Genomic DNA, 24,099 nt, shown 5'->3' with positions numbered 1-24,099 from the left:
GGGAACGCCCAAAATATAGAAATATGAATTTAGTACAGCCTTTAAATTTTAAAAAGTGGATTGATGAAAATCGTCATTTATTAAAGCCACCCGTTGGGAATAAACAGGTGTGGGATAATGGCGATTATATTGTAATGGTGGTCGGTGGCCCTAACAATAGAAAGGATTATCATTACAACGAAACACCTGAGTTTTTTTATCAGGTAGAAGGGGATATGATTTTGAAAATTATCGACCAAAATGGTAAAATGATCGATGTTGAAATTAATGAAGGTGATATTTATTTATTGCCTGCTAAAGTGCCGCATTCGCCTCAACGTACCGAAAATACGGTTGGTTTGGTGATTGAATATCCAAGGTCGGAAGGAATGTTAGATGCATTAGAATGGTATTGCGAAAATTGCGGAAATCAGCTATACAGAGAAGAATTTGCCTTGAAAAATATTGAAACCGATATGCCTATTATTTTTGATAATTATTATTCTGATACCAAAAAATGTACCTGTAATAGTTGTAAAACGGTAATGGGAGCGCCTAATAAAATTAAGAAATAATTATTTTTTTATATGAAATATATCCTATTAAATTCTCGATACAATTTTAATTTCTTTTAGTCTTTAAAATTATTCGAATTGACAAAAAAACATCAAAATCATCACAAAAAATTATTTATATAAAAGATGCAAAAACGTAAACTACGAATAAACGGACATTCACATTTATTGCCTTATCCTGAGCAAATTCCTCAGTTTATGAAGGAAAAAGAAATTTTTTGGGTAGATGATGAGCGTAAACATATGTTACAAAAAGGTTGGAAACGCCCGGTAACGGATTCTAGTTTTTTCTTAGATGAAAAGTTGCTTTGGATGGAAAAAAATAAGTTAGATCATGCCGTAGTTTTAAATTTATCGCAATTATATGGTAACGGATTGCGTTTGGAAGAAATGAAAAAAGCCTTGCGTTTTCAGAATGATTTTAACGCAAAAGTACAGCATGATCATCCTGATAAATTCACCTGTGGTTTTGTAGTTCACCCTGGTTTTATTTACGGTGCTTTGTATGAAATGGAGCGTTGTGTGGAAGAATTAGGCTTAAAAGTATTGTGTTTACCAACGCATTTTATGGATTCGATAGGGCAGTGGCGTTGTGTTTTTGATAAAGAAAATGACCGTATTTTTGAGCTTGCTGATAAGTATAAATTAGCCATTGAAATTCATCCGTATGATGGCGATAAAATGATAAAATTAGAAAATACCAATTGGCGTTTTCATTTAATTTGGATGTTGGCACAATGTGGTGATGCCTATCATTTTTATACCTTAAACGGCATGCAGGAGCGTTTTAAAAATATCAGAACTTGTTTTGCACACGGCGGACAATTGGCACAAATGAATTTAGGAAGACGTATTCAAGGTTTTGATGGTCGTCCTGATTTATTTGAAGGAAAAACGCATCCTAGAAAGGCAGTTGGGCATCCAAATATTTTCTTTGATACTTTGGTACATGATACCGATTCGTTAAAACTAATGATTGACCGACAGGGTTCTAATCAAATTATTATGGGCTTAGATGACCCGTATCCGTTAGGAGAAATGGAAAGTGATGCGCAGTCTTCTTATCCAGGAAAATTGTTAGATTTGGCTATTGATAGAGATATTATCAATCAAAAACAATATCATGAAATTTGGGAAGATAATACCTTGCGCTGGTTATTTGGTGATGATCAAAAAGCAAAACAAGATTTAATTACAAAGATTTTAGGCTAATTTTTGAAGTATTTTTAGGGGTGTTTAGTAAAGTATTTTAGGATGTTTTTTCTTGGTTGATATATTTACCAATAACAATTCCCATTAAAACGACTAAATATATTTGTCCTATTAAACCGATAAATACCACGGCTTTTTGAGCTAAAACGGTTTGAGGTAAAATTTCGCCATAGCCAATGGTTAGCAGTGTTATATAGCTAAAATACATTAAGTTTTGAATGGTTGAAATACCATTTTCGGGGAAGCTAAAAGAACCTGGATAAAAAATTTCAACAAGTAAACAGATAAAAAAACCGATAAAACCAAGCGATATAAAACCACTAATTAGACCTAAAATTGTTTTTTGATCGATGTTTTTAGTATTCCAGACTTGAATAATTAATTCTCTAGTTACAACAATATGAAAGATAAAATAAGAGCTAATTCTTAAGATATCAACAAAGTGTTTTCCTGCTTTGTCAAATATATCTAAACTAAAAGATAGGGTGGCTAGTAAGAGTAAAAGAAGTACTAGCCAAAAGGTTTTTTTCTTTTTATGAAGTAAAAATAAGCCTGTACTTAAATTGAAAAGATGCAGTACAGGCGATATTTTAGTATCATAAATTTGGATAGGAAAAACAAGGGCTCCAAATAAAAGTGTTAATTGTGAAAATAAAAATATTTTAAATCGGAACTTGTATAATTCGTTTAACATTTAAATAAGTATCTTTTAGATATTCGTTAATTTCCCTAATAATTTAAGTAGCTTACTTTTTGTTTTAGCGTATTCATATTCATTTTTGATTGCTTTTAAATTCGTTTCAATCAGTTTAACTTCTCTGTAATTGATTAAAAATAAGGAGCTTTCACCTAACGAAAATTTTCGTTCCTCGCTTTTAACGATTGTTTTATAATTATTTACCAAGTTTTTTAAGATATTGTGTTGTTTTTGATACGATACAATTTCTTGTTTGGTCGCTTTAATCTTATTTTGCAAAATTATTTTTGTTGCTGAAATTTCAAAATCTAAATCTTGTAATTTTAGTTTAGCAATTTTTAAATCTCCTCTTGATTTTCTTAAAAATAAGGGCAGACTAACTTGCAACGAGTTTTTGTAATTTGAAACGTTAAAAGTACTAAAATCATCAAAATTATGTACTTTTGATGATAATAAATTATACTGAAAATCTACTTTAGGTAATAAATTATTTATTTTTAATCGCTTATTTATTTGTAAATTATTCTTTTTTAAGGCTAATAATTTTAACTTCGGATGTTGTTCTATATTATTTTCATCTAAATTAATTTCGACTGTTTTTAATAATTTATCAATCTTAGAAAATGTTGCAATATCAGGAATCATGTTGTTTTTTAATTCCATCGGAATATTATTATTAATCCACAAATAATTCGAAAAAGCTACTTTTGATTTTAACTGTTTAATGCGTGCTTTTTCTAAATCTAATTTTCTGTTTTCTAAGTTGATACTTGTTTCTAAAGTATCTACCGCTGCTTTATCGCCTGCTTTAAAATTTTTAATAACATTTTTGTGTCTTATAATTGCATTGGCATAATAATTTTTAAACACACTATATTGTTGATAATATTGTGTCCAATTTAAGTATGCAGAAATAGCATCAAACAAAATAGTATTAACTGCTAATTGCTGTTCTAACCTACTTTGTTTGGTATATATTTTGGCTTTTTTTAACGTAGCCATTCTTTTATTGATAAATAAATTTTTAGCTAACGGAACAGATATCCCTACATTGTATAAGCCGTTTTTAGGCGTTTTATATTGAGGGTTTAAATATTTTCCTGAATTATTTTCATAACTAGCTTTTAGCTCAATTCCATACCAAGTAGGAATTTTAAAAGAGGAAACCAACGTTTTATAATACTCGGTATTTTTAAAGTTTTTGTTACTGTAATCAACTTCAATTTTAGGGTCGAAAGCACCTCTGGCTTTTAATAATGTTGCTTGATTTGTATTAACAATAAGTTTTGCCTGCTTTATAATAGGATGGTACTTTTTTATATATCCTAAACTTTCTTCTAAAGAAAGTGTGTTATTAGGCATCTTTTGAGAAAAACAAACAACACTTATAAATAGATATAAAAAGGGTATATTTTTCATTATTTTTTCTTCTTAGTAGTTGGTTTTTGGTTTTTTGGCTGATAAAAATTAGGTGGAAAACTATTAATTTGTCGCCATAATTCATACCAAATAGGTACATTTTCTAACAGCGCAATTGTTTTTGCTCCCGAGCCAACTCTAATGGCTTTTGGCCACGGATGTTCATTATTGTCAGGAACAATTAAGGCTCTGTATTTGCCGTTACTGCTAATAAAATTTTCGATTGCAATAATTTTTGCTTCATAAGTTCCTGATGACATATTAGGCCATCCACTAAAAACAATTGCAGGCCAACCATCAAACTGAACACGTACTTTTTCGTTAATATGTATTAGTGGTAAATCGATAGGTTTTATATACATTTCTACTGCCAAATCGTACTGTGAAGGCATGATGTTTATCAGTGGTTCACCTTGTTTAAAAGTTTCTCCAATTCCTGATTTTATTGCCTTATTTATGTAGCCATCAAGCGGAGCGGTAATGTATAATAAAGAAGTTCTTTTGTTATAATTGGCTAAATTTGTTTGTAGTTTAGAAACTTGAACTTCTGTTTCGTAAGCGCCAGATTCAGCAGTATATAAACTACTTTGTGCCTTCGATAATTTATCCGTATAACTAGCTATAACACCCGAAATAGCTAACTGTGCATTGATACTATTATTTTTGGAAGCTAATAATTTATTTTTTTGAGAAATAACTTTGGCTGAAAACTCTTGAAGTTTTGCGCTTTTTTCTTCCACATCTTTAGTCGCTTTTAAACCCTCTTGTTGTAGGGTAAAAGTTCTATCATATTGAATTTTTGCTATTTTTTGCTTTAAAATAACGGTTTCTAAATCAATACTATCAGTTTTAACTTTTAAGTAAGCTTGTTGTAATTTGTTTTTTGCTTGTTCCGATTTTAATTTTTGATTATTTTTTATGGCTAAAATTTGCCTTTTTAAAGCACTTATTTTATTGACATACGATTTACCAGAAAGATTTTTAGAATTTAATTGATTTCCTGTTCTTTGGGCAAGTTTTGCATCAAAATAATTGCTTTTTACTTCGGATATTCTTAAAATAGTATCGCCTTTTTTTACAAAATCACCTTCTTGCACAAACCACTGTTCAATTCTTCCAGGAATTTGAGATTGTAAAGTTTGCGGTCGTTGATTCGGTTTTAAAGTTGTTACATTACCTGTGCTAGAAACATTTTGAGTCCAAGGTAAAAATAGCGTTATGATTAGCATCAATAAAAAGAAAAGTAAAAATTTTCTGAATAATTTATGATGTTCTTTTTTAAATATTTTTTTTCCTGATTTAAAATTACTCAAATCAATTTGATTAGAAATACTATTATTTGAAATATGTAACATTACTTCTGTTGCTTTATTTGTTAATAATTTTACCTTTATGAAGCGTAATTTTTTTAGTGCATTTTTCGTCCCATTTATCGTTACTGCTTACAATAATTAAGCTCCATTTTTGGGAAGGGCTTGTAATAAAATCGATGATTTTTTTGGCTTCTTTCTTTTCAAATTGGTCTAAAGGATCTTCTAAAATTAAAAGTTTTGGTTTTTTGATAATCGCTCTTGCTAGAATAATTTTTTTAGAAATGGTATAACCAATATGTTTTCCTTCTGGTTTTAGTTGTGTTTCTAAGCCGTTTTCTTGATATTTTAAAAAATCGGTTAAGCCAACAATTTCAAAAACAGTATAAATTTCATCATCTGTAATTGTGGTATTTCCAAAAGTTACATTTTCTCGAATGCTTCCTTCAAACGGATTTTCTTCGGATAATGACATTCCTAAATACGCTCTATAATTATTAATTTGTAGGCTTTTTATAGATAAATCATTCACAAAAATATTTCCAGAAGTAGGGGTTGTAATTCCTGCAATAAGCTGTATTAAGCTTGATTTTCCTGCGCCACTTTCTCCTTGAATTAATATTCTGTCATTGGGTTCGATATGGAACGAAATATCTTTTAAAATAAGTCTTTCTTCTTTAAAAATGGTGTAGGAAATATTTTGTATTTCAATTTTGAAAGGTTTGCTGTCGCTCACAGTACTTCCTTGTTGATTTTCGATAGGTTTATCAATAATTTGCCCTAATTTTTCGATAGAAGTAAGCACATCATAAAAGGATTCTAAGCCTAAAATTAATTTTTCCACAGAGCTTATTATCAGTAAAATAATTATTTCTGCGGCAACAAATTGTCCGATATTCATTTGTTGATTTAACACTAAAAAACCACCCATCAATAACAAACCAGCGGTAACAATTACTTTAAAACTAATCATTTGAATATATTGAATGATTAATATTTTAAAATGACTGTCTCTTGATTTTAAATAATCACTCACTAAATCATCGCTTTTATTTAAAGCTAATTTTGTTTTTCCGGCTATTTTAAAACTGATAATTGTTCTAGCGATTTCTTGTAACCAGTGCGCTACTTTATACTTGTTTTTAGATTCTTTTAAACTTGTTTCTAAGCCAATTTTTGCCGTGTATTTAAATACAATATAAATTAATAAGAGTAGTAAAAGACCAAATAAAATAAAAAATGTATGGTAAAAAGATAATAATAATAGTGCAAAAATTATCTGTAAAAATGCCGAAGGAACATCAATTAAAATTTTTGAAATCCCTTTTTGAATCGTAAGTGTATCAAAAAAACGATTGGCTAATTCCGGTGGGTAATAATTTCGTAATTCGCTCATTTTTATTTTAGGAAAACGATAGCTAAGCTCTAAAGAGGCTCTTGTAAAAATACGTTGTTGTATGGTTTCAATAATTCTAATTTGCATGAGTTTTAATACGCCACTAAAAGCCACACCACCAGTAACTAATATTACAAGAACTACCCACGATGCCGAAATCTGTGCACCTTGTAATAAATTGATAATTGCCTGTATTCCTAAAGGAAGTGATAATGCTACAATTCCTTCAAATATGGCATAATAAGATATTTGTAAAATATCTTTTTTTTCTAATTTTAAAAGTCCTAAAAACCGTTTCCAAGGTGTTAATGGGTTATTTTCTGCCATTTGAAAGCGTATTAAGAGTTAAATCGATAAAAAATGAAGTTGGAGAAGTCGCAGTATCGCAATTTGTTAGCGACTTAAAATGTTGCTTAATAAATTGTTGATGCAATGCACCTTCAATAACCGTACTTGCTAGTGTAAGCGGGTGTTTATAGTTGTTATTATAATTGGTTATTATATCAGCTAAACGCTTTACAACTTCCTTATATAATTTAAAAAAACCTTCTTTATTTTCGGTATCTACTTCTTTTGTTGAATATGATTTAGAGTTTTCATTAATTACAATTGAGTTTAATAAAACCTCATTAATATGCGAGAAATTACTGTCTTGTTCAGTTGTTTTTGTAAGTATTTGAATCGCTTTTATTAATTTTTCTTCGGCATTATAAATGCTATACGTTTCTATAACTAATTGATATTGCACCCAGCCCCAATACCAAGATGTTACATAAATAAGTAGTTTGTGTTTGCTTTCAAAATACCTGTAAATAGAACTTTCATTAGAGCCGATTAATTTACCTAATTTTTTAAAATTGAAGCTTTCAAAACCGATATCTTCAATTAAAATAATGCTATTTTCAATGATTTTTTTTCCGAGAGAAGAAGTTTCAGGATCTTTAATATAGATGCCTACAGGAATTTCAATTTTAATATTTGATAGAAAATTTTTCATAAATAAATAGTATATCTGCAAATGTAATAGTAATACTATCAATTAAGAGTGTTTTTGTGTTAAAATAACTTTAATTGTTTACTAGAAATAAGAAACCCTCGAAATTTCGAGGGTTTTTTGAGGTAAAATAGGTTATTTTAAAATTTATTGCCAGGAGGAGCTAAGCTAGCTGCCTGCGCTTTTTGAGGATTTAATATTAAATAAGTTCCTAAAGCGGTTAAGCTAGCATACTTACCATAGTTTTTTATTTTTTCTAACGCCTCTTTTCTAGAAATATTTTCGGTTGTTTTTTTCATGATTTTTAGTTTAAGATAATTTTTTTAGTAATTTTACCTAAATTAGAATTTAACTCAATAATATAAATTCCTTTTGATGTTTTAGGTAGTTGAATTACGTTTATAGCTGCTGTTTTAAATTGCTTGCTGATAATTTTTTCTCCTAAAATAGAATAGATTTTTATGGTAGCATTTTTTGATGTTAATCCTTTTATTGTTAGTGTATTATTTGCTGACGCATAAATAGCTACATTTTGTATTTCTTTATTTAAACTTTTTTGAACAGTGTTAATTTTTGGGTTTTTATCGCTTGTGTGAAGATAAAATTGTGAAGTATTATTGTTTAGAACAACCGTATAATTTTCTTCTGATAAATTCGTAAAAACCCCATTGATTTTATCTTCTAAATAAACATTCATATTAGTTGGTAAATTCATTGAGTTTGCCGAAAACATAATTTCATTACCCGTATTTGCTTTTAAATGTATTGGAATAACGGTATTTTCCATGGTATTGATAGGCAAAGATTGAATGGCATAATTTTCACCTTTATTTTGAGAAACTAACTGTGTTGTTATTGAAAAATCACTTACAAATCCTTTAAATTGCGCTCCGTCGTAACCATTATCAAAACCTGTTGTAGTACCTTTTATATAGTATAATTTGGTCTTGCTTTTTTTATTCGTCGTATTATCGGTAGCGCTTAGATGTATTTCTGTTCGGCTGCTTCTTTTAAAAGTATCGGTTGTTTGATGTTGCTGATTAGTACTGTTAAAAGAGATGTTTCCGGCAGCGTTAGCTTCCATAAAAAAACCTTGTGCAGGTGCTAAAATAAACGCATCGGCAGCAACTTTTGTTTCATAATTAGTACCGTTCCAAATCCAAATAGTTTGAGAGGTTAGAATACTGTTGTTTTGAGTTAAAAAAGTGTTGCTATTTAAGTACGAAGTGTAGGGATTTCCAACTAAATTATAGCCATTTTCATTTTTTGTAACAGGGGTGTTTACGGTTAAATGATTAATTTCTCCTCTAAATTTTAAATTTCCAGCGGTAGCTAGCTTTACAGAAAAACCAGCTCCTTTTTCAATATTTTCTTCGGATGATTTTGTTTGATAATCCCAGGCAGTTCCATCGTTTTTGTAAGGCGCAATTCCTATTCGACCGCCAGCAGTTCCTTGAGCAAAAATGTGATTTGTAATTAAATTATCGGTGGTTTCGCCTGTAACAGGTGAGCTAACCAAATGCCAATTAGCAGTTAAAGCTCTTTGGTAAATAACTGTTCCTGTAACATTTGAATTTGCAATTAAAGAAGCGCCATTTTGGATTGTAATTCCTTTTACCGTTGTCGCATTTGTTATTGTAGGGTACTTATTAAGCCCGTTAGGAATTAAAACATCACTCGTATTTGTAGGAATATTTCCTGAATTCCAGTTGGTGGCTGTTGTCCAATTATTGTCGGTATTTCCGTTCCAAGTAGCATTGATAATAGAGAATGTATCCGAAGAAAAAGGCAGTAATAATTCACCATCTCCATTTACAACATTTGTCCAGTTATTTTCAACATCAGCAATTAAAGAATAATAATCAGCAAAAGAATTTTGACCTGTTTTATCTCCTTTATAAACAGCACCATCAGGGGTTGCAGAAGCATCAAAAGTAATAATAGAAACGCCTTTTTTTAAACCTGTTCCTTTTAGGCTAATACCATCAGCATTATAAGTTCCAAGCTGAGTGGTATCGTTTCCTATTTGAAGTGCAGTAATAAAGGTTGTTGGAGTATTAACATCAGTCCCAATATAAATAAAAAGAGCGTCTTTTGTGGTGGTGGTTAAGTTAAAACCTCCAATCCTTGTAATACTACCTATTGATGCTCCAAAATTAGGGTTAGTAGCATTGTCAATATCTGTAAAAGTGACAACGCTTCCCGCCGGAATTACATTGCTACCTGTAAGCCAGGTTAAACTTCCTTCTCCAGTGGTAAAGCCTCCAAGCCCATCGGTTTCTTTATCAGAAATATAAAGCGTAGAGTTTGCAGGAATAGGGGCTAGTATAGCAATAGAAAAATCTTTATCGCCATCGGCATTAAAACCTGTAAAAATAATATCACCTGTTGTTTGTGCGTTTATTTTTATTGCTGATAAAAAAAGAATTCCTATCAGTAATTTAAAAAAGTACTTATGTTTCATAGTATCATAAATTGATTAATGAAACGAAGGTAATTTATTGTTTATTTACGAGTGTTTTGTAGTTGTTTTTTAAATGTTATTATAACGATATTTTTTGTAGTAATTTGTATTTGAGGTACTTGTGTTAATTTTTACGCCAAAAGAAAGGGGTGAATAAAATTAATACCGTAAAAAGTTCTAAACGCCCGATAAGCATTAAAAAAGAACAAAATAATTTTGCTCCGGTAGATAAATGATTAAAATTATCAACAGGGCTTACACTACCTAAACCAGGACCAATATTTCCTAAAGAGGAAGCACAGGCGGCTAAGGCTGAATAAAAGTCTAATCCGAAGAAAGCAAGTATGATAGTTCCCATAATAAAAATGAACATATACAATACAAAGAACGATAAGATGTTAAATACAATGGTTTGTTTAACGGCTTTTCCGTCATAACGAACAGGGATTATTGCATTAGGGTGTAAACTTTTCTTAAACTCTAAAAAACTACTTTTTAATAAGATAATATGTCGTACAATTTTAACCCCACCAGAGGTAGAACCTGCCGATCCTCCTAAGAAAAATAATGAAAAGAAAATTGCCGTTACAAAATAATTCCACATCGTAAAATCAGCCGTAACAAAACCTGTAGTTGTTATTACTGATAGTACTGAAAATAACGAATGTCGTATGGCACTTTCAACATTACCATATACCATCGGATGCTCAATAGAGGTTTGTAATGAAGGGTCTTGATTAAAAATAATCATGACAGCGATAACACTAGAAATCCCTAAAACACCAAAGAAATAATACTTAAATTCTTCACTTTGAATAACTTTTCGCACCTTTCCTTTTAAAGCAAAGTAGGTAAGTACAAAATTGATACCTGCTAAAAACATAAAAAAGATGATAATATATTGTATAAATGGCGAGCCATTCCAATGAGCAACACTAGCATTTTTAGTTGAAAAACCACCAGTACTAATGGTTGCCATTGCATGATTTAAGGCATCAAACCAGCCCATACCCGCAACTTTTAAAAGTAAAAATTCTACAAATGTAAGCAATACGTAAATTAACCATAAACGTTTTGCGGTATCGGTAATACGAGGGTGTAATTTATCGGCTGATGGCCCTGGAGCTTCTGCCATAAATAACTGCATACCGCCAATTCCTAGTAAAGGTAATATGGCAATGGTAAGCACAATAATTCCCATTCCGCCAATCCAATGCGTAGCGCTACGCCAAAACAGGATTCCTTTAGGCATCGATTCTATATCTGTTAAAATAGATGAACCTGTCGTTGAATAGCCTGAAATAGTTTCAAACAATGCGTTGGTAACACTAGGAATACTGCCCGATAATAAATAAGGAAGCATTCCGGTAATTGTTAAAATAAGCCAGCCTAAAGTAACAATAAGGTAGCCTTCTTTTTTCTTGATTTTTTTAGTAACAGGTTTGTTAAAAAAAAAGAGAACTAAACCGGTAGCTATTGTAATTAGTCCGGCGTTTAAAATTCCCCACTTAGAAGGCTCGTCATAATAAAAACTAAACGGTAATGAAAGCCACATGAATAAGCCATTAAGAACGGCTGTTATCCCTAAAAATCGATAAATTAATTTTAGATTGAAATTTTCCATTAGTTGAATAATTCTTCTACAATTGATATTGCTTCGGGCAAACAAAAAACGATGGCTTTATCGCCACTTTGTAATTGAAAATCACCAAAAGACATATGAGGTTTTCCATCTCTAATAACACCACCAAAAACGGCTTCTCTAGGAAAACGTAGTTCTTTAATTGGTTTTAGAGTTACTTTGGCATTTTTTTGAACTTCAAATTCAAAAACTTCGGCATCAATATTATGTAAGTTTGCTAAGGCTAAAATTTCACCTTTACGTATGTGACGGAAAATATTACTTGCCGCAATTAATTTTTTATTAATAAGGGTATCAATACCAATGGTTTGTGAAATATTGATATAATCCATATTTTCAACCAAGGCAACGGTTTTTTTAACTCCTTTCGATTTTGCGACCAAACAAGACATAATGTTGGTTTCAGAATCGCCAGTTACCGCAATAAAAGCATCCATTTCTCGAATGTTTTCATCTTCTAAAAGCTCTAAATCTCTACCGTCTCCATGAATAACTAAGGTGTCTATCAATTCTTCGGCAAGGTGTAAGGCTTTTTCTCGTTTACGCTCAATAAGTTTTACTTTAAAGTTAGCGCTACAAAGACTTTTAGATGTTTTTCTTCCGATATTACTACCGCCAAGAATCATCACATTTTTAATGGCTATTTGCTCTTTACCAATAATAGGATGTAATTTATCAATGCTATAACTTGGTACCGAAAAATAAACTTGATCGTTCATTTTATAGGTAGTATCACCACGAGGAATAATGGTTTGTGCGGTGCCTTCTCGTTTTATAGCGATGGTAATAAAATCAACTAAACTAAATTTTTCTTTAGCTTCTTTAACGGTTAAATTTAATATAGGCGATTTATAGCCAAGGGTTGTTCCCATAATATTAAATACGCCGTTTTCAAAAGTAACGGTATCGTTAAAAGAAGATTGATTTAACAGTACTTTTATTTCTTCGGCAGCTAAAGCTTCAGGAGAAATCATAAAATCTACGCCAAAATCTTTAAAGTCAATACTGTCGTTATTTAAAAATTCAGGATTGTTAATTCTGGCAATTGTTTTTTTTACACCCAAGGCTTTTCCAATAACCGATATGGTAAAATTGGTGTTCTGACTTTCGGTAACCGCTAGTAATAAATCAGCATCAGCAATGCCAAGTTCTTTTAATAACTGAATAGAAGTAGCGTCGCCTTTTTTGGTGATAACATCTAAATGGTTGTTGATGTAATCAAGCTTTTCGCCGTCAGAATCAATAACGTAAGTATCTTGAGATTCGTAAGAAAGGAGTTTGGCTAAATGAAAACCAACGTCTCCAGCCCCAGCTATAATAATCTTCATGAGTTTGATAATAAAAAGTAGGCAACAAAGATACTGTGCTTGTTTGGCTTGTGCAAAAAAATGGATTATATTTATAACTAATTTAGAGATGATAGCTGCCATATGAAAAAAAAATCAATCAAATTGTGGGCATTAGATGACAGACCTCGTGAAAAATTAATGTTAAAAGGAAAAGCCGCTTTGTCAAGTGCTGAATTAATCGCCATTATAATAGGTTCAGGTAACAGAGAACAAAGTGCCGTTGGGTTGTCTCAAAAAATAGTAGCCTCGGTCAATAATGATTTAAACGCCTTGGCTAAATTATCATTGGAAGAATTAATGAGCTTTAAAGGCATAGGAGAAGCAAAGGCTATTTCAATAATTACGGCTTTAGAAATAGGCAAACGTAGGCAGTTTATAGAAAGCAATCGGATTTCTAAAATAACCAGTTCATTAGATGCCGCTACCATATTGCAACCATTAATTGGCGATTTAGGACATGAAGAGTTTTGGGTTTTATACTTAAATAATTCAAATAAAGTAGTCGCAAAACATCAACTAAGTAAAGGAGGTTTTACCGCAACTTTAGTCGATGTAAGATTACTATATCAAAAGGCATTAAAAGTTTCTGCGGTTGGTATTATTGTGGCACATAATCATCCGTCAGGAAAACTAAAACCTAGCAATTCAGACATTCAATTAACTGCTAAAATTAAACAAGCGGGTGTTACTTTAGATATAAAACTACTAGATCATTTAATAATTACCGAAAAAACGTATTTTAGCTTTGCAGATCAAGAAATGCTATAGTGCTTTTGTATTGTTATTTGTGTTTTTAAGCCCTTCAAAACAATTATGATACTTATATATACTCCTAAAATAACCCCTCGAATTCGGTATGTTTTTAAGCATATTTTTACACATATTTTACACATACCAATTCAGTTTACAAGTAAAGTAGAAGAATTTGTGGCGTATAACAATCCTAAAATCACCTATACAAAGGTAGCTTTAGGAAAAGAGTTTTTTATAAAAAGTACTGCCTTGTTAACACAGCAAGGAATACAAGATGTAGATATAAATATTAAAAAATGGGATGCAGTTCCTTGTTTTTTTGCGACCGATGATCAGTCTGAAATTCCTTTTGATATTTTTGCAGCAACTTTTTATTTAATTTCTAGATATGAAGAGTACTTACCGCATATAAAAGATAACCATGCTCGTTTTTCAGCCACTCAAAGTATTGCTTTTAAATATGGTTTTTTAGAAAAGCCGCTTGTTGATATTTGGGCATATAAATTTTTAGATGCTTTAAAGGTTAAATACCCTGAGTATGCGTATCCAACAAGAAAATACCAGTATATTTCTACGATTGACGTTGATAATTCCTTTATTTACAAACACAAAGGTTTTATAAGAACACTTGGTGGTTTTTTAAAAGATGCTTGGCAGTTTAAAATTATTAATATTTGGGACAGAATGGCTGTCTTATTTAATTTTAAAAAGGATCCTTTTAATACTTTTAAAGTACTGTTAGAGTTAAAAAAAACACATAAAATTAGAACTATTTTTTTCTTTTTAATAGGCGATTATAGCACGTTTAATACCAATGTATCTGCCTCAAAAACTCCTTTTAAACTATTGATAAAAGACATCGTAGATTATGCAAGGGTAGGCTTACATCCGTCATATCATACCATGACAAATAACGCTTTGTTAAAAAAAGAAAAAGAACGCTTAGAAAACATTATAAATATGCCAATAAAGCGTTCTCGTCAGCATTATTTACGCTTGTCATTGCCTGAAACCTATCAAAACTTAATTGATTTAGAAATAACAGAAGATTATTCGATGGGTTATGTAAGTCATGCAGGTTTTAGGGCAAGTACTTGTACGCCATTTTATTTTTATGATTTAGCCTTTGAAATTCAAACACCCTTAAAGGTATTTTCTTTTGCTTTAATTGATGTAACTTTAAAAGATTATATGAAGTTAACACCCAAGCAATCGTTAGGTAAAATAAGAGATTTAAAAAATGAAGTAACCGCTGTAAATGGTGTTTTTGTGACTACTTTTCATAACGAAAGTTTAAGTAATTATGAACAATGGAAGGGGTGGAAGCGTACTTATGCTTCCATGTTAAAAATAGCCAAAAATTAAAAATAATAAATTAATTAAAATAAATAAGTATTAAATATGAATAAAATAATCATACTATTATTGCTGATAAGCACATCAATACAAGCTCAAAAAAATGTAAATAATTACAAATACATTATGGTACCTAATAAGTTTGATTTTCTTAAAACAGTCGATCAATATCAAACCAGTTCATTAACTAAATTTTTATTTAAAAAACACGGTTTTACGGTCTTTTTAGCCGATGAGGTTTTACCTGATGACCTAGCCGAAAACAGGTGTTTAGCATTAACAGCAGTGCTTACTGATGCATCTAGTTTGTTTACAACAAAAAATAGTATTACTCTTAAAGATTGTGGCAATAAAGATGTTTTTTCATCAAAAGAAGGGAGAAGTAAAATTAAAAATTACAAAAAATCATATCATGAAGCAATTAGAAATGCTTTTAAATCAATCAAGGCTTTAAAGTATAAATATACGCCAAATAGCACTCAAAATATTATTCAGAATATTGATAATCAAAGTGAATTACTAGCTAACAAAACAGTAGAAAGTACTGTTATTAACCTATATGCTCAACCAACAAAAAATGGTTTTCAATTAGTAGATACAACCCAGGAAATTATTTTTAAAATATTAAAAACGAGTGTTAAAGATGTTTTTGCTATTAAAGATAAAAACGGAATCATTCATAAAAACAATGATATTTGGACTGCCGAATATTATAAAAAAGGCATTAAAAAAACAGAAAAATATCAAGTAAAGTTTTAAATATTACGTGCTATTTTATCTAAAAAAAAAGAGTGTATTATAAAAATACACTCTTTTTTTAATACTTATATTTATCTTTCCAACGTTGTTTTAGCAATTCTCTAAATTGATTTTCTCGAGCATTATTGCCTGGTTCGTACAATTTGGTGTTTTTAATTTGTTCGGGTAAAAACTCTTGACTCACGAAATTTCCTGAATAATTATGTGAATAGGCATAGTCTTTTCCGTAATTCAAATCTTTCATTAATTTGGTTGGAGCATTCCTTAAATGTAGCGGAATAGGTAAATCGCCTGTTGTTTTTACTAAATTTTGAGCTTCACCAATCGCCATATAAGAAGCATTACTTTTTGGCGAATTTGCCAAATAAATAGCACATTGACTTAAAATAATACGCGATTCAGGATAGCCAATTACAGAAACCGCTTGAAAGGTATTATTTGCCATAATAAATGCTGTTGGATTGGCATTTCCAATATCTTCAGAAGCTGCAATTAGCATTCTTCGGGCAATAAATTTCACATCTTCGCCACCTTCAATCATTCTAGCCAGCCAATAAACTGCGGCATTTGGGTCGCTTCCTCGTATCGATTTTATAAAAGCCGACACTATATCATAATGTTGTTCGCCTGTTTTATCATAGCGCACTGTATTTTTTTGAATTTTAGATAAAACAAGTTCGTTGGTAATTTCAATTTCATTTTCAGCAGCCACTAATAATTCAAAAATATTTAAAAGTTTCCGAGCATCACCACCCGAAACTTGCAATAAAGCATCAGTTTCTTTTAAGGTAATTTTTTTATCAGCAATAAATGTATCTTTTTTCATCGCTCTGTGTAAAAGCGCGATTAAATCATTTTTATCAAAAGAATTTAAAATATACACCTGACAGCGAGAGAGTAGTGCGGGTATTACTTCAAAACTTGGGTTTTCGGTAGTTGCACCAATTAAGGTTACCCAACCTTTTTCAACAGCGCCAAGTAAAGAATCTTGTTGCGATTTGCTAAAGCGATGAATTTCATCAATAAATAAAATAGGATTTTTTTGACTAAACAATCCGCCACTTTTCTTCGCTTTTTCAATAATTTCACGCACATCTTTTACACCTGCGCTAATGGCGCTCAAAGTATAAAAAGGTCGCCCAGATTCGTTGGCAATAATATTAGCAAGTGTTGTTTTTCCAATACCAGGAGGTCCCCAAAGAATTAACGAAGGAATTATTCCTTGTTTAATATGATTGGTTAAAATTCCGTTTTCGCCCACCAAATGTTGTTGACTTATATAATCGGATAAATTCTGCGGACGTATTCTTTCTGCCAAAGGTTGATTCATTTTGTAAAAATAGCAAAGATTTCTGACAGATGTTCCGAAATTTTTAGTTGGATTTGTTTTTGATATTTCAATACCTATGAAAACAGCTACTCAATTAAAATATTCGAACCGTATTTTTTTAATACCATTTATTTTTGTGATTTCAATATGGTTTATATATTGGATAGAAATTACTTTTGGCTTCAATTTTAATAAATTTGGTATTTTACCAAGAGAAATAACAGGTTTAAAAGGAATTTTAATGTCACCATTTATCCATGGCGACACAGGACATTTGTTTAATAATTCGGTGCCTTTATTTGTTCTTTGTGCAAGTTTGTTTTATTTCTACAGAAGTGTTGCCTTAAAAATATTGATTTTTGGCGGATTATTTACAGGGTTTTTAACCTGGGTAATTGCTCGTGAATCCTATCATATTGGCGCAAGTGGCATTGTTTATTTACTTTTTAGTTTTGTTTTTTTCAGCGGAATTATTAAAAAACAATATCGACTTGTAGCGGTTTCGTTAATTATGATTTTTTTATACGGAAGCATGATTTGGTATGTGTTACCAATTAAAGACGGTGTTTCGTGGGAAGGACATTTATCAGGGTTTATTACAGGAATTTTATTGGCTATTTTTTACCGAAAAAAAGGTGTAATAAAAGAAAAATTTGTGTTTTCTAAAACAGCTTTTGATGAACTATTTGATGAGCAAGGAAATTATGTTCCGCCAGTTATCGAAGAAGAGCTTGTTTCAGAAGATAAAAAAGAAGAGCAGGGAAGTGGTCAAGAAAATAAAGAAATTGAAGCTAAAAATAAAGTAGCTAAAATTGATGTACCGAACGATTTAAAAATCAATTATATTATTTCAAAGTAGTTTTTTTAGAAGCAATTTCCCGCTTTCCGCACTCGCTTTTTTTTGAAGAAAAATCAAAAAAAGAGCTCAAACAAATGCTTCAATCGGGGCTAGGCTTGGTTGCTTTATTTTAAAAATAGATTATCTTTTTTATAAAATTTCATTTAAGAATGAAGTCAGTTCGAGTGGTTTTTTCCTTCAAAAAAATGGTATCGAGAACTTTTTAGCATCAAAATCAATCAAAATAAAATTCTCGATACAATTTTAACTCCTTCTAGTCATTAAAATCACTCGAATTGACAAAATTGCGAAAAATTAGGATGCGAAACTGAATTTGTATATTATCTGAAATTTAAACAGGTACTTAAAAACAAAGCATAAAAAAATCCTGCAAAAAGCAGGATTTTAATTTTTATAATTTTGTAGTATTTATTGTCTTTGACGGATAGTTTCATAAAGAAAAACCCCACAAGCAACAGAAACATTTAAAGACTCAATTTCACCAAGTAATGGTAATTTTGCTTTATAATCTGCCATTTTTAATACAGAATTACTAACTCCTTTATGTTCAGAACCCATTATAATTGCAACTGGCTGATTAAAATCAACATCAAAAACAGAATCTTCAGTTTTTTCGGTAGCCGCTACTAATTTTATGTTTTCAGCCTGTAATTGAAACATAGCATCTTTAATGTGGTCAACTTTACAAATAGGAATTTTGAAAGCTGCACCTGCCGATGTTTTAATCGTTTCAGCATTTATAGGAGCACTACCACTTTTTTGGATAATAATTCCGTTTACTCCAGTACACTCAGCAGTTCTAATAATTGCACCAAAATTTCTAACATCAGATACTTGATCTAATAATAAAAATAAAGGCATTTTATCAGACTCTAAAGTAGTTTCTATTAAGGTTTCTAAATCATGAAAATCAACAGGTGAAATTCTAGCAACAGCCCCTTGATGATTACTGTGTTTCGATAATCTATCTAATTTTTCAGTAGGAACAACACTGATTGATACTTTGTTTTTTCTTAATAATTTATCTAATTCAAAAAATAATTCTCCACGAAGTCCTTTTTGTAAATATACTTTGTTAATTGAAGCTTCGCTTTCAATTGCTTCAATAATTGCTCTAATACCAAAAATAGTAGTGTTTTCTTCCATGCTGCAAAGATAGTTGAAAATTATTGTATAAAAAAACCACCTCGTTAAAGGTGGTTTTTAGTATTTATTGAAGATAAAAATTAATATTTATCCCAAAAAAGTTTTGTTTCAGCTTTATCTCCTCCAATAGCAGTAGCTGCCGCTTTAACATTTGTTTTGTTTAATTGATATTCTTTGTCAGAATAAGGCATTCTAAAAGGAACTATTGTTTTTAGTTCGTTTTTAGTCGGTGTAATAAATTTATTTAAATCTAACCTTCTGGTAAAATTCCAGGTAGCAAAAGCTCTATCAAATAAACTAACCCATGCTTGCTCTGCGATAATTTCTTTCCATTTAGAGGCATCGTAAGGATTTGCATTTAAATAAGTTGTTGCGTCTGCGGCAGAAACATCGTACTCATCCATAGAAGCTTTAATTGCTTTCTTGTATAATTCTTCTGCTGTTCCTCCAACATTATAACCTCTTGATGCTGCTTCCGTTAAAATTAACTGAACTTCAGTGAAACTTAAAAGTTTAGCAGGAGCACTTGCATTTGTTAAAACATTTGTATAATGAGAATGATCTGAAAAAGTGTTCTTATCACCAATAACACCACCTTTATAAATATCCTTTTTAACAGGAGGGGTTACAGTAGAGTCTATTACATTTACCGTTGAAAACCAAACAGCTCTTCTTGGATCATTTTTTTCATTCATAAAATCAATAATTCCTTTAGAGGGCATAAAGTCATCTCTTCCGGAATTTACAAAAGCTTCAAAGACAGGGTTTGAAAAAGTTCCTCCATCAAAAATCATAGTATAAGACTCTGAATCGTTTGAAATAACTCCTGATTTAACAGCGTCTTCAACGGTTGTTTTAGATAATCCTGAATCGAAATCGGCTAAATTAATTCCTAATCTTAATTTAATAGAATTTGCAAATTTTTTCCATTTATTCATGTTACCATTATAAATAAAATCAGATTTATCATATCCTACTTCAGAAACATTTATCATGTTTACCGCTTTGTCAATTCTACTGATTAAATCTTTGTAAATTGTAAACGCATCATCATACTTTGGAGATAAAATAACATCATTTAAAGCTTCTGTATAAGGTAAATCACCATAGGTGTCAACTAAAGTTTCCCAAACAAAAATTTCTTGTATCTCTAAAGTGGCCAATTTATTCTTTTGGACTGCAGCGCTATTGGTTTCATTAGCTAAAGATTCTTTAGCTAACTTAATATTATTAATACCTCTTGTCATAAACCCATCGTAGTTTCTACGGGGTTGATTTCTTGTTAATAAATCATAATTACTCTCGTCAGTGTACTGCGCTTCTGTTATGTGCTGTACAAAAAATCTATAATTATTGTAATTAACACTTGGCGTGTATATTTGTGTTGCTGTTCCTGATAACGAAGTAGCTAATAAATTACTTGACGGTAATGAAGTAGGATGTTTAGGGTCTATATTTAAAGATTCGAGATCTTTAGTACAGGAAGCAAGCGTTAATAACGAAATTGTTCCTATAGTTAATATATTTTTTAAATTTTTCATTTTTTATATCTTTTTTAGAATTTAAATGTTAGGTTAAGACCAATATCTCTAGTCGTTGGTGTACTACCAATAGAGTGACCATAAGATCTAGTTCCTCCTCCTACCATTGCTTCAGGATCTGCGTATGGTAAATCTTTAGAAATAATCCATAAATTTCGACCTACTAAAGAAATTTTAGCGTCGTTTATAAATGAATTTTTTAAAGCTGATTTTGGTAACGAATAACTTATCGCTGCTTCTCTCAATTTAACAAAACCTCCGTCGTAAACAAAAGCTTCTGATGGGTTAACTTTCCAGCCATCAACAGCTCCATAGGCTTGAGGGTCTCTTGCAATAAATGTATTTTTTGTACCATCTTCAAAGACTCCTGGTAAAACAACTCCAGTTTGTCTTACGTTATTACCAACAGTTTCTTTATACAACCCAGTTCCTAAACCATAATACATATCAGTAGAGAAAACTTTACCGCCTTTCCTTACATCGATCAAGAAGCTAAAGCCAAAATTTTTGTATGTAAAAGAGTTTCTCATACCTCCAATCCAATCAGGAGTAACATTTCCTAAATTCTTATTACCAACTCTTTTATATCTAGCATATGTTTTAGTTTTTTCTTTATTTTGATAAGTTTCTAAAACTTTATTTCCATTTTTATCTTCTACGTATCCAGGGCCAATTAAGGTACCCCAAGGCTTTCCTTTAAAAGCATTTAAAGAAACACCTCCATTATAACTTGCTAATTGATAGTTTTCACTATCCCCAGATAATGAAATTACTTTATTCTTATTTTTAGACCAGTTTAAGTCAATATTCCAGGTGAAATTATCATTTTTTACAGCAACTAAACCTAATTGAGCTTCAAAACCACTATTATTTATTTGTCCTGCGTTTACAACTTTTTTAGAATACCCTGTTGCTGTAGAAACAGGTAAACTAATAATTTGATCAAATGTTTTTGTGTTGTAGTAAGCAAAATCAAGTGTTATTCTTTTATTTAAGAACATCATTTCTGTACCAAATTCATATTCTTTTGAACGTTGTGGTTTTAAATTACTATTTTTTTTAGTATAATTAGTGTCATATAAACCAACTCCGTTTAATAAACCAGCCGAAGCATAAGAATTTTGTAATTCATATGGGTCTGCAGTAGAACCAACTTCAGCATAATTTGCTCTTACTTTCCAAAAGCTTAACCATTCAGGCTTATAAAATTCAGAGACAATTAAGGCTCCTGTAACAGATGGGTAGTTATAGGTGTTATTTACTGCTGGCAATGTTGAAGATTTATCAAGCCTCCATGTTGCGTCTAAGTAAAATTTCTTGTAAAAATCAAAAGAAGCTGTAAGGTAAGCACTATTAGTTTCTGTGTTATATTGATTTTCTGTTGCAGCTAAAGGTGATTTAACGGTGTTTGCTAACGAATAAATACCAGGAACAACTAAACCTCCTTCAGTAGAAGCATAAATGCTATTGTAATCGTTTTTTCTTAAATTAGCTCCTAAAACTCCACTAACTTTGATATCTTCAACTAATTCATAATTATAGTTAAGCATTAAATCTAAGTTAGTTTCTGATCTTGCAATATCTTGTCTTGAGTATCCTGAAGGAACAGTATTTCCTGAAGCTCCAAAATCCATAGCAATAGATCCAGCTGCTATTCTTTTTTCAATATTTAGCATACTTTTATCATAAGCAACCTTACCTGTAACACCTAAGTTGTCGTTAATATCATAAGTTATTCTACCATAACTAAATGATCTATATCTATTATCTGAACCAGCATTTTCATATAGTTGAAAATAAGGGTTGTTCCAGTATGCAGGCTTGCTATTTGTAGGTGATTTTCTATTCCAAGAAATATTACCATATCTATTATCTGCAGAAGCAATAGCTTTGTTTCTAAAGTAAGAATCTTTTTGTTCAAGTACATCTACATCTACATTCCACCATTGTCTAAACATAGACATTAAGTTATCACTATATCCTGTGGTATTTCTTCCTTGAGTATCTTGTAATGTAAGAGAGCTATAAAAAGAGGTGTGTAATTTTGGTGTTAAATCATAATTAACTTTCAAAGAAAAATTATTTTTTTCTAATTCAGAATTTGGTAAAATCCAATCAGAATCAAAGTTTTCATAAGTAAAAGTCATGTTTTTACTTTGATCTCCTTTTTGTATAGAGATACTATTGGTCTTTGTAAAAGAAGTCTTAAATAAAGATGAAGGACCATTTTTAGCAGCTACATAAGCTCTCTTTTTTCCGAAATTTGGAGATGTTGTATCAAAAGCATCCCAATGATATTTTAATGATCCATCATATTTTGGACCACCTGAACCATCTGAATCATAATTAGTGTAATCATTTCCATGGTCAAAACCTTGACCATAACCACCTCCGTAAGTATTTTGATATTCAGGAAATGTAGCTTTATCAATAGTTCCTACAGTAATACCTGAGCTAAATTTTATTCCCCAAGAATTATCATCACCACTCTTACCGTTTTTAGTAGTAATTACAATAACACCATTAATACCTCTTTCTCCATATAGTGCAGAAGCAGCAGCACCTTTTAAGATATTCATAGAAGCAATATCATCTTGATTGATGTCAGACAACGCATTACCGTAATCATTACCGCCAGCAAATGTAGAGCTATTGTTAATTGGTGAACCATCAATTACAATAAGAGGGCTACCTCCGCCTAATGATTTTACACCTCTAATAACCATATTCGAAGAACCTCCAAAATTATTAGTAGTGGTAACATTTAAACCAGCAACTTTACCTGATAATTGTGAAGCAATATTACCTGTTTTTGTTGTTCCGCCATTGATAGCATCACTTTTAATTTCTTGAGAAGCATACCCTAAACTTTTCTTTTCCCTTTTAATTCCTAAGGCAGTAACCACAACTTCATCAAGTACATTGTCATTTTCCATAACAATATTAATTTGATTAGAAGTTCCAACGGTTTTTTGAGTGGTTTTCATACCAACAAAATTGAAAACTAAAATTTCTCCAGTTTTAGACTTGATAGTATATTTACCATCAAAATCAGTTTCTGTACCTTGAGTGGTACCTTTTTTTAGTACTGTTACCCCAGGTAGTGGTCCAGACTCATCTGATACGATACCTGAAATAGTTCTGTCTTGTGCGAAAGAAAATTGCACAATTAACGCTAATAGTAGCGTTAAAATTCCATTAAACTTTGTTTTCATTATGTAAATATTTGAATTAATGGTGTAAATATGCTAAAATTTAGTTAAAAAAATACCTGTTTTTTTATTTTTATTTGTTGTATGTTACGCGTAATACATTATT

General features: G+C 30.8%; 19 protein-coding genes. 6 read left to right on the top strand and 13 right to left on the bottom strand.

Going from position 1 to position 24,099, the window contains the following annotated elements:
* The first annotated feature begins 23 nt into the window (after positions 1 to 23).
* Together DPIF8902391_RS09525 and DPIF8902391_RS09520 are read left to right on the top strand one after the other, a co-directional pair.
* Positions 24 to 554 carry a 3-hydroxyanthranilate 3,4-dioxygenase gene (locus DPIF8902391_RS09525; protein ID WP_172505661.1) on the top strand — a complete coding sequence of 177 codons (531 nt, stop codon included), beginning with the start codon at positions 24 to 26 and terminating at the stop codon, positions 552 to 554.
* Between the two features lie 126 nt (positions 555 to 680).
* Positions 681 to 1,766: an amidohydrolase family protein gene (locus tag DPIF8902391_RS09520; RefSeq protein ID WP_058885456.1), complete on the top strand. Its 1,086-nt coding sequence runs from the start codon at positions 681 to 683 to the stop codon at positions 1,764 to 1,766.
* Between the two features lie 37 nt (positions 1,767 to 1,803).
* Here DPIF8902391_RS09520 and DPIF8902391_RS09515 read toward each other — a convergent pair whose 3' ends face one another.
* From DPIF8902391_RS09515 to trkA, 9 genes are all read right to left on the bottom strand, one after another.
* Positions 1,804 to 2,460, bottom strand: a complete 657-nt coding sequence (locus DPIF8902391_RS09515) for an ion channel (protein ID WP_058885455.1) — start codon at positions 2,458 to 2,460, stop codon at positions 1,804 to 1,806.
* Between the two features lie 15 nt (positions 2,461 to 2,475).
* A complete protein-coding gene (locus tag DPIF8902391_RS09510) occupies positions 2,476 to 3,825 on the bottom strand; it encodes a TolC family protein (protein ID WP_232122794.1) in 1,350 nt (449 codons plus the stop codon).
* A gap of 56 nt (positions 3,826 to 3,881) precedes the next feature.
* The gene (locus DPIF8902391_RS09505) at positions 3,882 to 5,237 is read right to left on the bottom strand and encodes an HlyD family secretion protein (protein ID WP_172505659.1); all 1,356 of its coding nucleotides are present in this window, start codon (positions 5,235 to 5,237) and stop codon (positions 3,882 to 3,884) included.
* Positions 5,238 to 5,250: 13 nt separating this feature from the next.
* On the bottom strand, positions 5,251 to 6,915 hold the full coding sequence (locus DPIF8902391_RS09500; RefSeq protein WP_058885452.1) for a peptidase domain-containing ABC transporter: 1,665 nt from the start codon (positions 6,913 to 6,915) through the stop codon (positions 5,251 to 5,253).
* Positions 6,902 to 7,585 (bottom strand): TetR/AcrR family transcriptional regulator, encoded by a 684-nt coding sequence (locus tag DPIF8902391_RS09495; RefSeq protein WP_172505658.1) that lies wholly within the window; start codon positions 7,583 to 7,585, stop codon positions 6,902 to 6,904. Before DPIF8902391_RS09495 ends, DPIF8902391_RS09500 begins: the two co-directional genes overlap by 14 nt.
* A gap of 137 nt (positions 7,586 to 7,722) precedes the next feature.
* On the bottom strand, positions 7,723 to 7,881 hold the full coding sequence (locus tag DPIF8902391_RS09490) for a hypothetical protein (RefSeq protein ID WP_172505657.1): 159 nt from the start codon (positions 7,879 to 7,881) through the stop codon (positions 7,723 to 7,725).
* A gap of 5 nt (positions 7,882 to 7,886) precedes the next feature.
* Entirely contained in the window at positions 7,887 to 10,046 is a 2,160-nt protein-coding gene (locus tag DPIF8902391_RS09485; RefSeq protein WP_172505656.1) for a T9SS type A sorting domain-containing protein, read from the bottom strand.
* Positions 10,047 to 10,170: 124 nt separating this feature from the next.
* Positions 10,171 to 11,670 (bottom strand): TrkH family potassium uptake protein, encoded by a 1,500-nt coding sequence (locus DPIF8902391_RS09480; RefSeq protein ID WP_058885449.1) that lies wholly within the window; start codon positions 11,668 to 11,670, stop codon positions 10,171 to 10,173.
* Positions 11,670 to 13,016, bottom strand: coding sequence for a Trk system potassium transporter TrkA (gene trkA, locus DPIF8902391_RS09475; RefSeq protein ID WP_058885448.1), 1,347 nt, complete (start codon positions 13,014 to 13,016; stop codon positions 11,670 to 11,672). Before trkA ends, DPIF8902391_RS09480 begins: the two co-directional genes overlap by 1 nt.
* Before the next feature lie 102 nt (positions 13,017 to 13,118).
* Here trkA and radC point away from each other — a divergent pair, with 102 nt between their 5' ends.
* Genes radC through DPIF8902391_RS09460 form a run of 3 tightly spaced genes read left to right on the top strand, consistent with a single transcriptional unit; the run spans position 13,119 to position 15,905 of the window.
* Positions 13,119 to 13,805 (top strand): RadC family protein, encoded by a 687-nt coding sequence (gene radC, locus DPIF8902391_RS09470; protein ID WP_058885447.1) that lies wholly within the window; start codon positions 13,119 to 13,121, stop codon positions 13,803 to 13,805.
* A 45-nt stretch (positions 13,806 to 13,850) separates the two neighbouring features.
* Positions 13,851 to 15,155 (top strand): polysaccharide deacetylase family protein, encoded by a 1,305-nt coding sequence (locus DPIF8902391_RS09465; protein ID WP_172505655.1) that lies wholly within the window; start codon positions 13,851 to 13,853, stop codon positions 15,153 to 15,155.
* A 36-nt stretch (positions 15,156 to 15,191) separates the two neighbouring features.
* Positions 15,192 to 15,905 (top strand): hypothetical protein, encoded by a 714-nt coding sequence (locus DPIF8902391_RS09460; protein WP_172505654.1) that lies wholly within the window; start codon positions 15,192 to 15,194, stop codon positions 15,903 to 15,905.
* A gap of 58 nt (positions 15,906 to 15,963) precedes the next feature.
* Here DPIF8902391_RS09460 and DPIF8902391_RS09455 read toward each other — a convergent pair whose 3' ends face one another.
* Positions 15,964 to 17,235 carry a replication-associated recombination protein A gene (locus tag DPIF8902391_RS09455; protein ID WP_172505653.1) on the bottom strand — a complete coding sequence of 424 codons (1,272 nt, stop codon included), beginning with the start codon at positions 17,233 to 17,235 and terminating at the stop codon, positions 15,964 to 15,966.
* Positions 17,236 to 17,311: 76 nt separating this feature from the next.
* On the opposite strand from DPIF8902391_RS09455, the gene DPIF8902391_RS09450 reads away from it, so the two are divergent.
* A complete protein-coding gene (locus DPIF8902391_RS09450) occupies positions 17,312 to 18,094 on the top strand; it encodes a rhomboid family intramembrane serine protease (protein ID WP_172505652.1) in 783 nt (260 codons plus the stop codon).
* A gap of 408 nt (positions 18,095 to 18,502) precedes the next feature.
* Here DPIF8902391_RS09450 and rlmB read toward each other — a convergent pair whose 3' ends face one another.
* From rlmB to DPIF8902391_RS09435, 3 genes are all read right to left on the bottom strand, one after another.
* On the bottom strand, positions 18,503 to 19,240 hold the full coding sequence (rlmB, locus tag DPIF8902391_RS09445) for a 23S rRNA (guanosine(2251)-2'-O)-methyltransferase RlmB (protein WP_058885443.1): 738 nt from the start codon (positions 19,238 to 19,240) through the stop codon (positions 18,503 to 18,505).
* Between the two features lie 80 nt (positions 19,241 to 19,320).
* On the bottom strand, positions 19,321 to 20,781 hold the full coding sequence (locus tag DPIF8902391_RS09440; RefSeq protein WP_172505651.1) for a SusD/RagB family nutrient-binding outer membrane lipoprotein: 1,461 nt from the start codon (positions 20,779 to 20,781) through the stop codon (positions 19,321 to 19,323).
* A gap of 14 nt (positions 20,782 to 20,795) precedes the next feature.
* Positions 20,796 to 23,996 carry a SusC/RagA family TonB-linked outer membrane protein gene (locus DPIF8902391_RS09435; RefSeq protein WP_172505650.1) on the bottom strand — a complete coding sequence of 1,067 codons (3,201 nt, stop codon included), beginning with the start codon at positions 23,994 to 23,996 and terminating at the stop codon, positions 20,796 to 20,798.
* Positions 23,997 to 24,099 lie beyond the last annotated feature (103 nt).

It is taken from the genome of Tenacibaculum finnmarkense genomovar ulcerans (assembly GCF_900239495.1).
GTDB classification, from domain to species: domain Bacteria; phylum Bacteroidota; class Bacteroidia; order Flavobacteriales; family Flavobacteriaceae; genus Polaribacter; species Polaribacter ulcerans.
The sequence above is the reverse complement of the archived record's forward strand: the minus strand, read 5'-3'. Positions and strand labels throughout refer to the sequence as shown.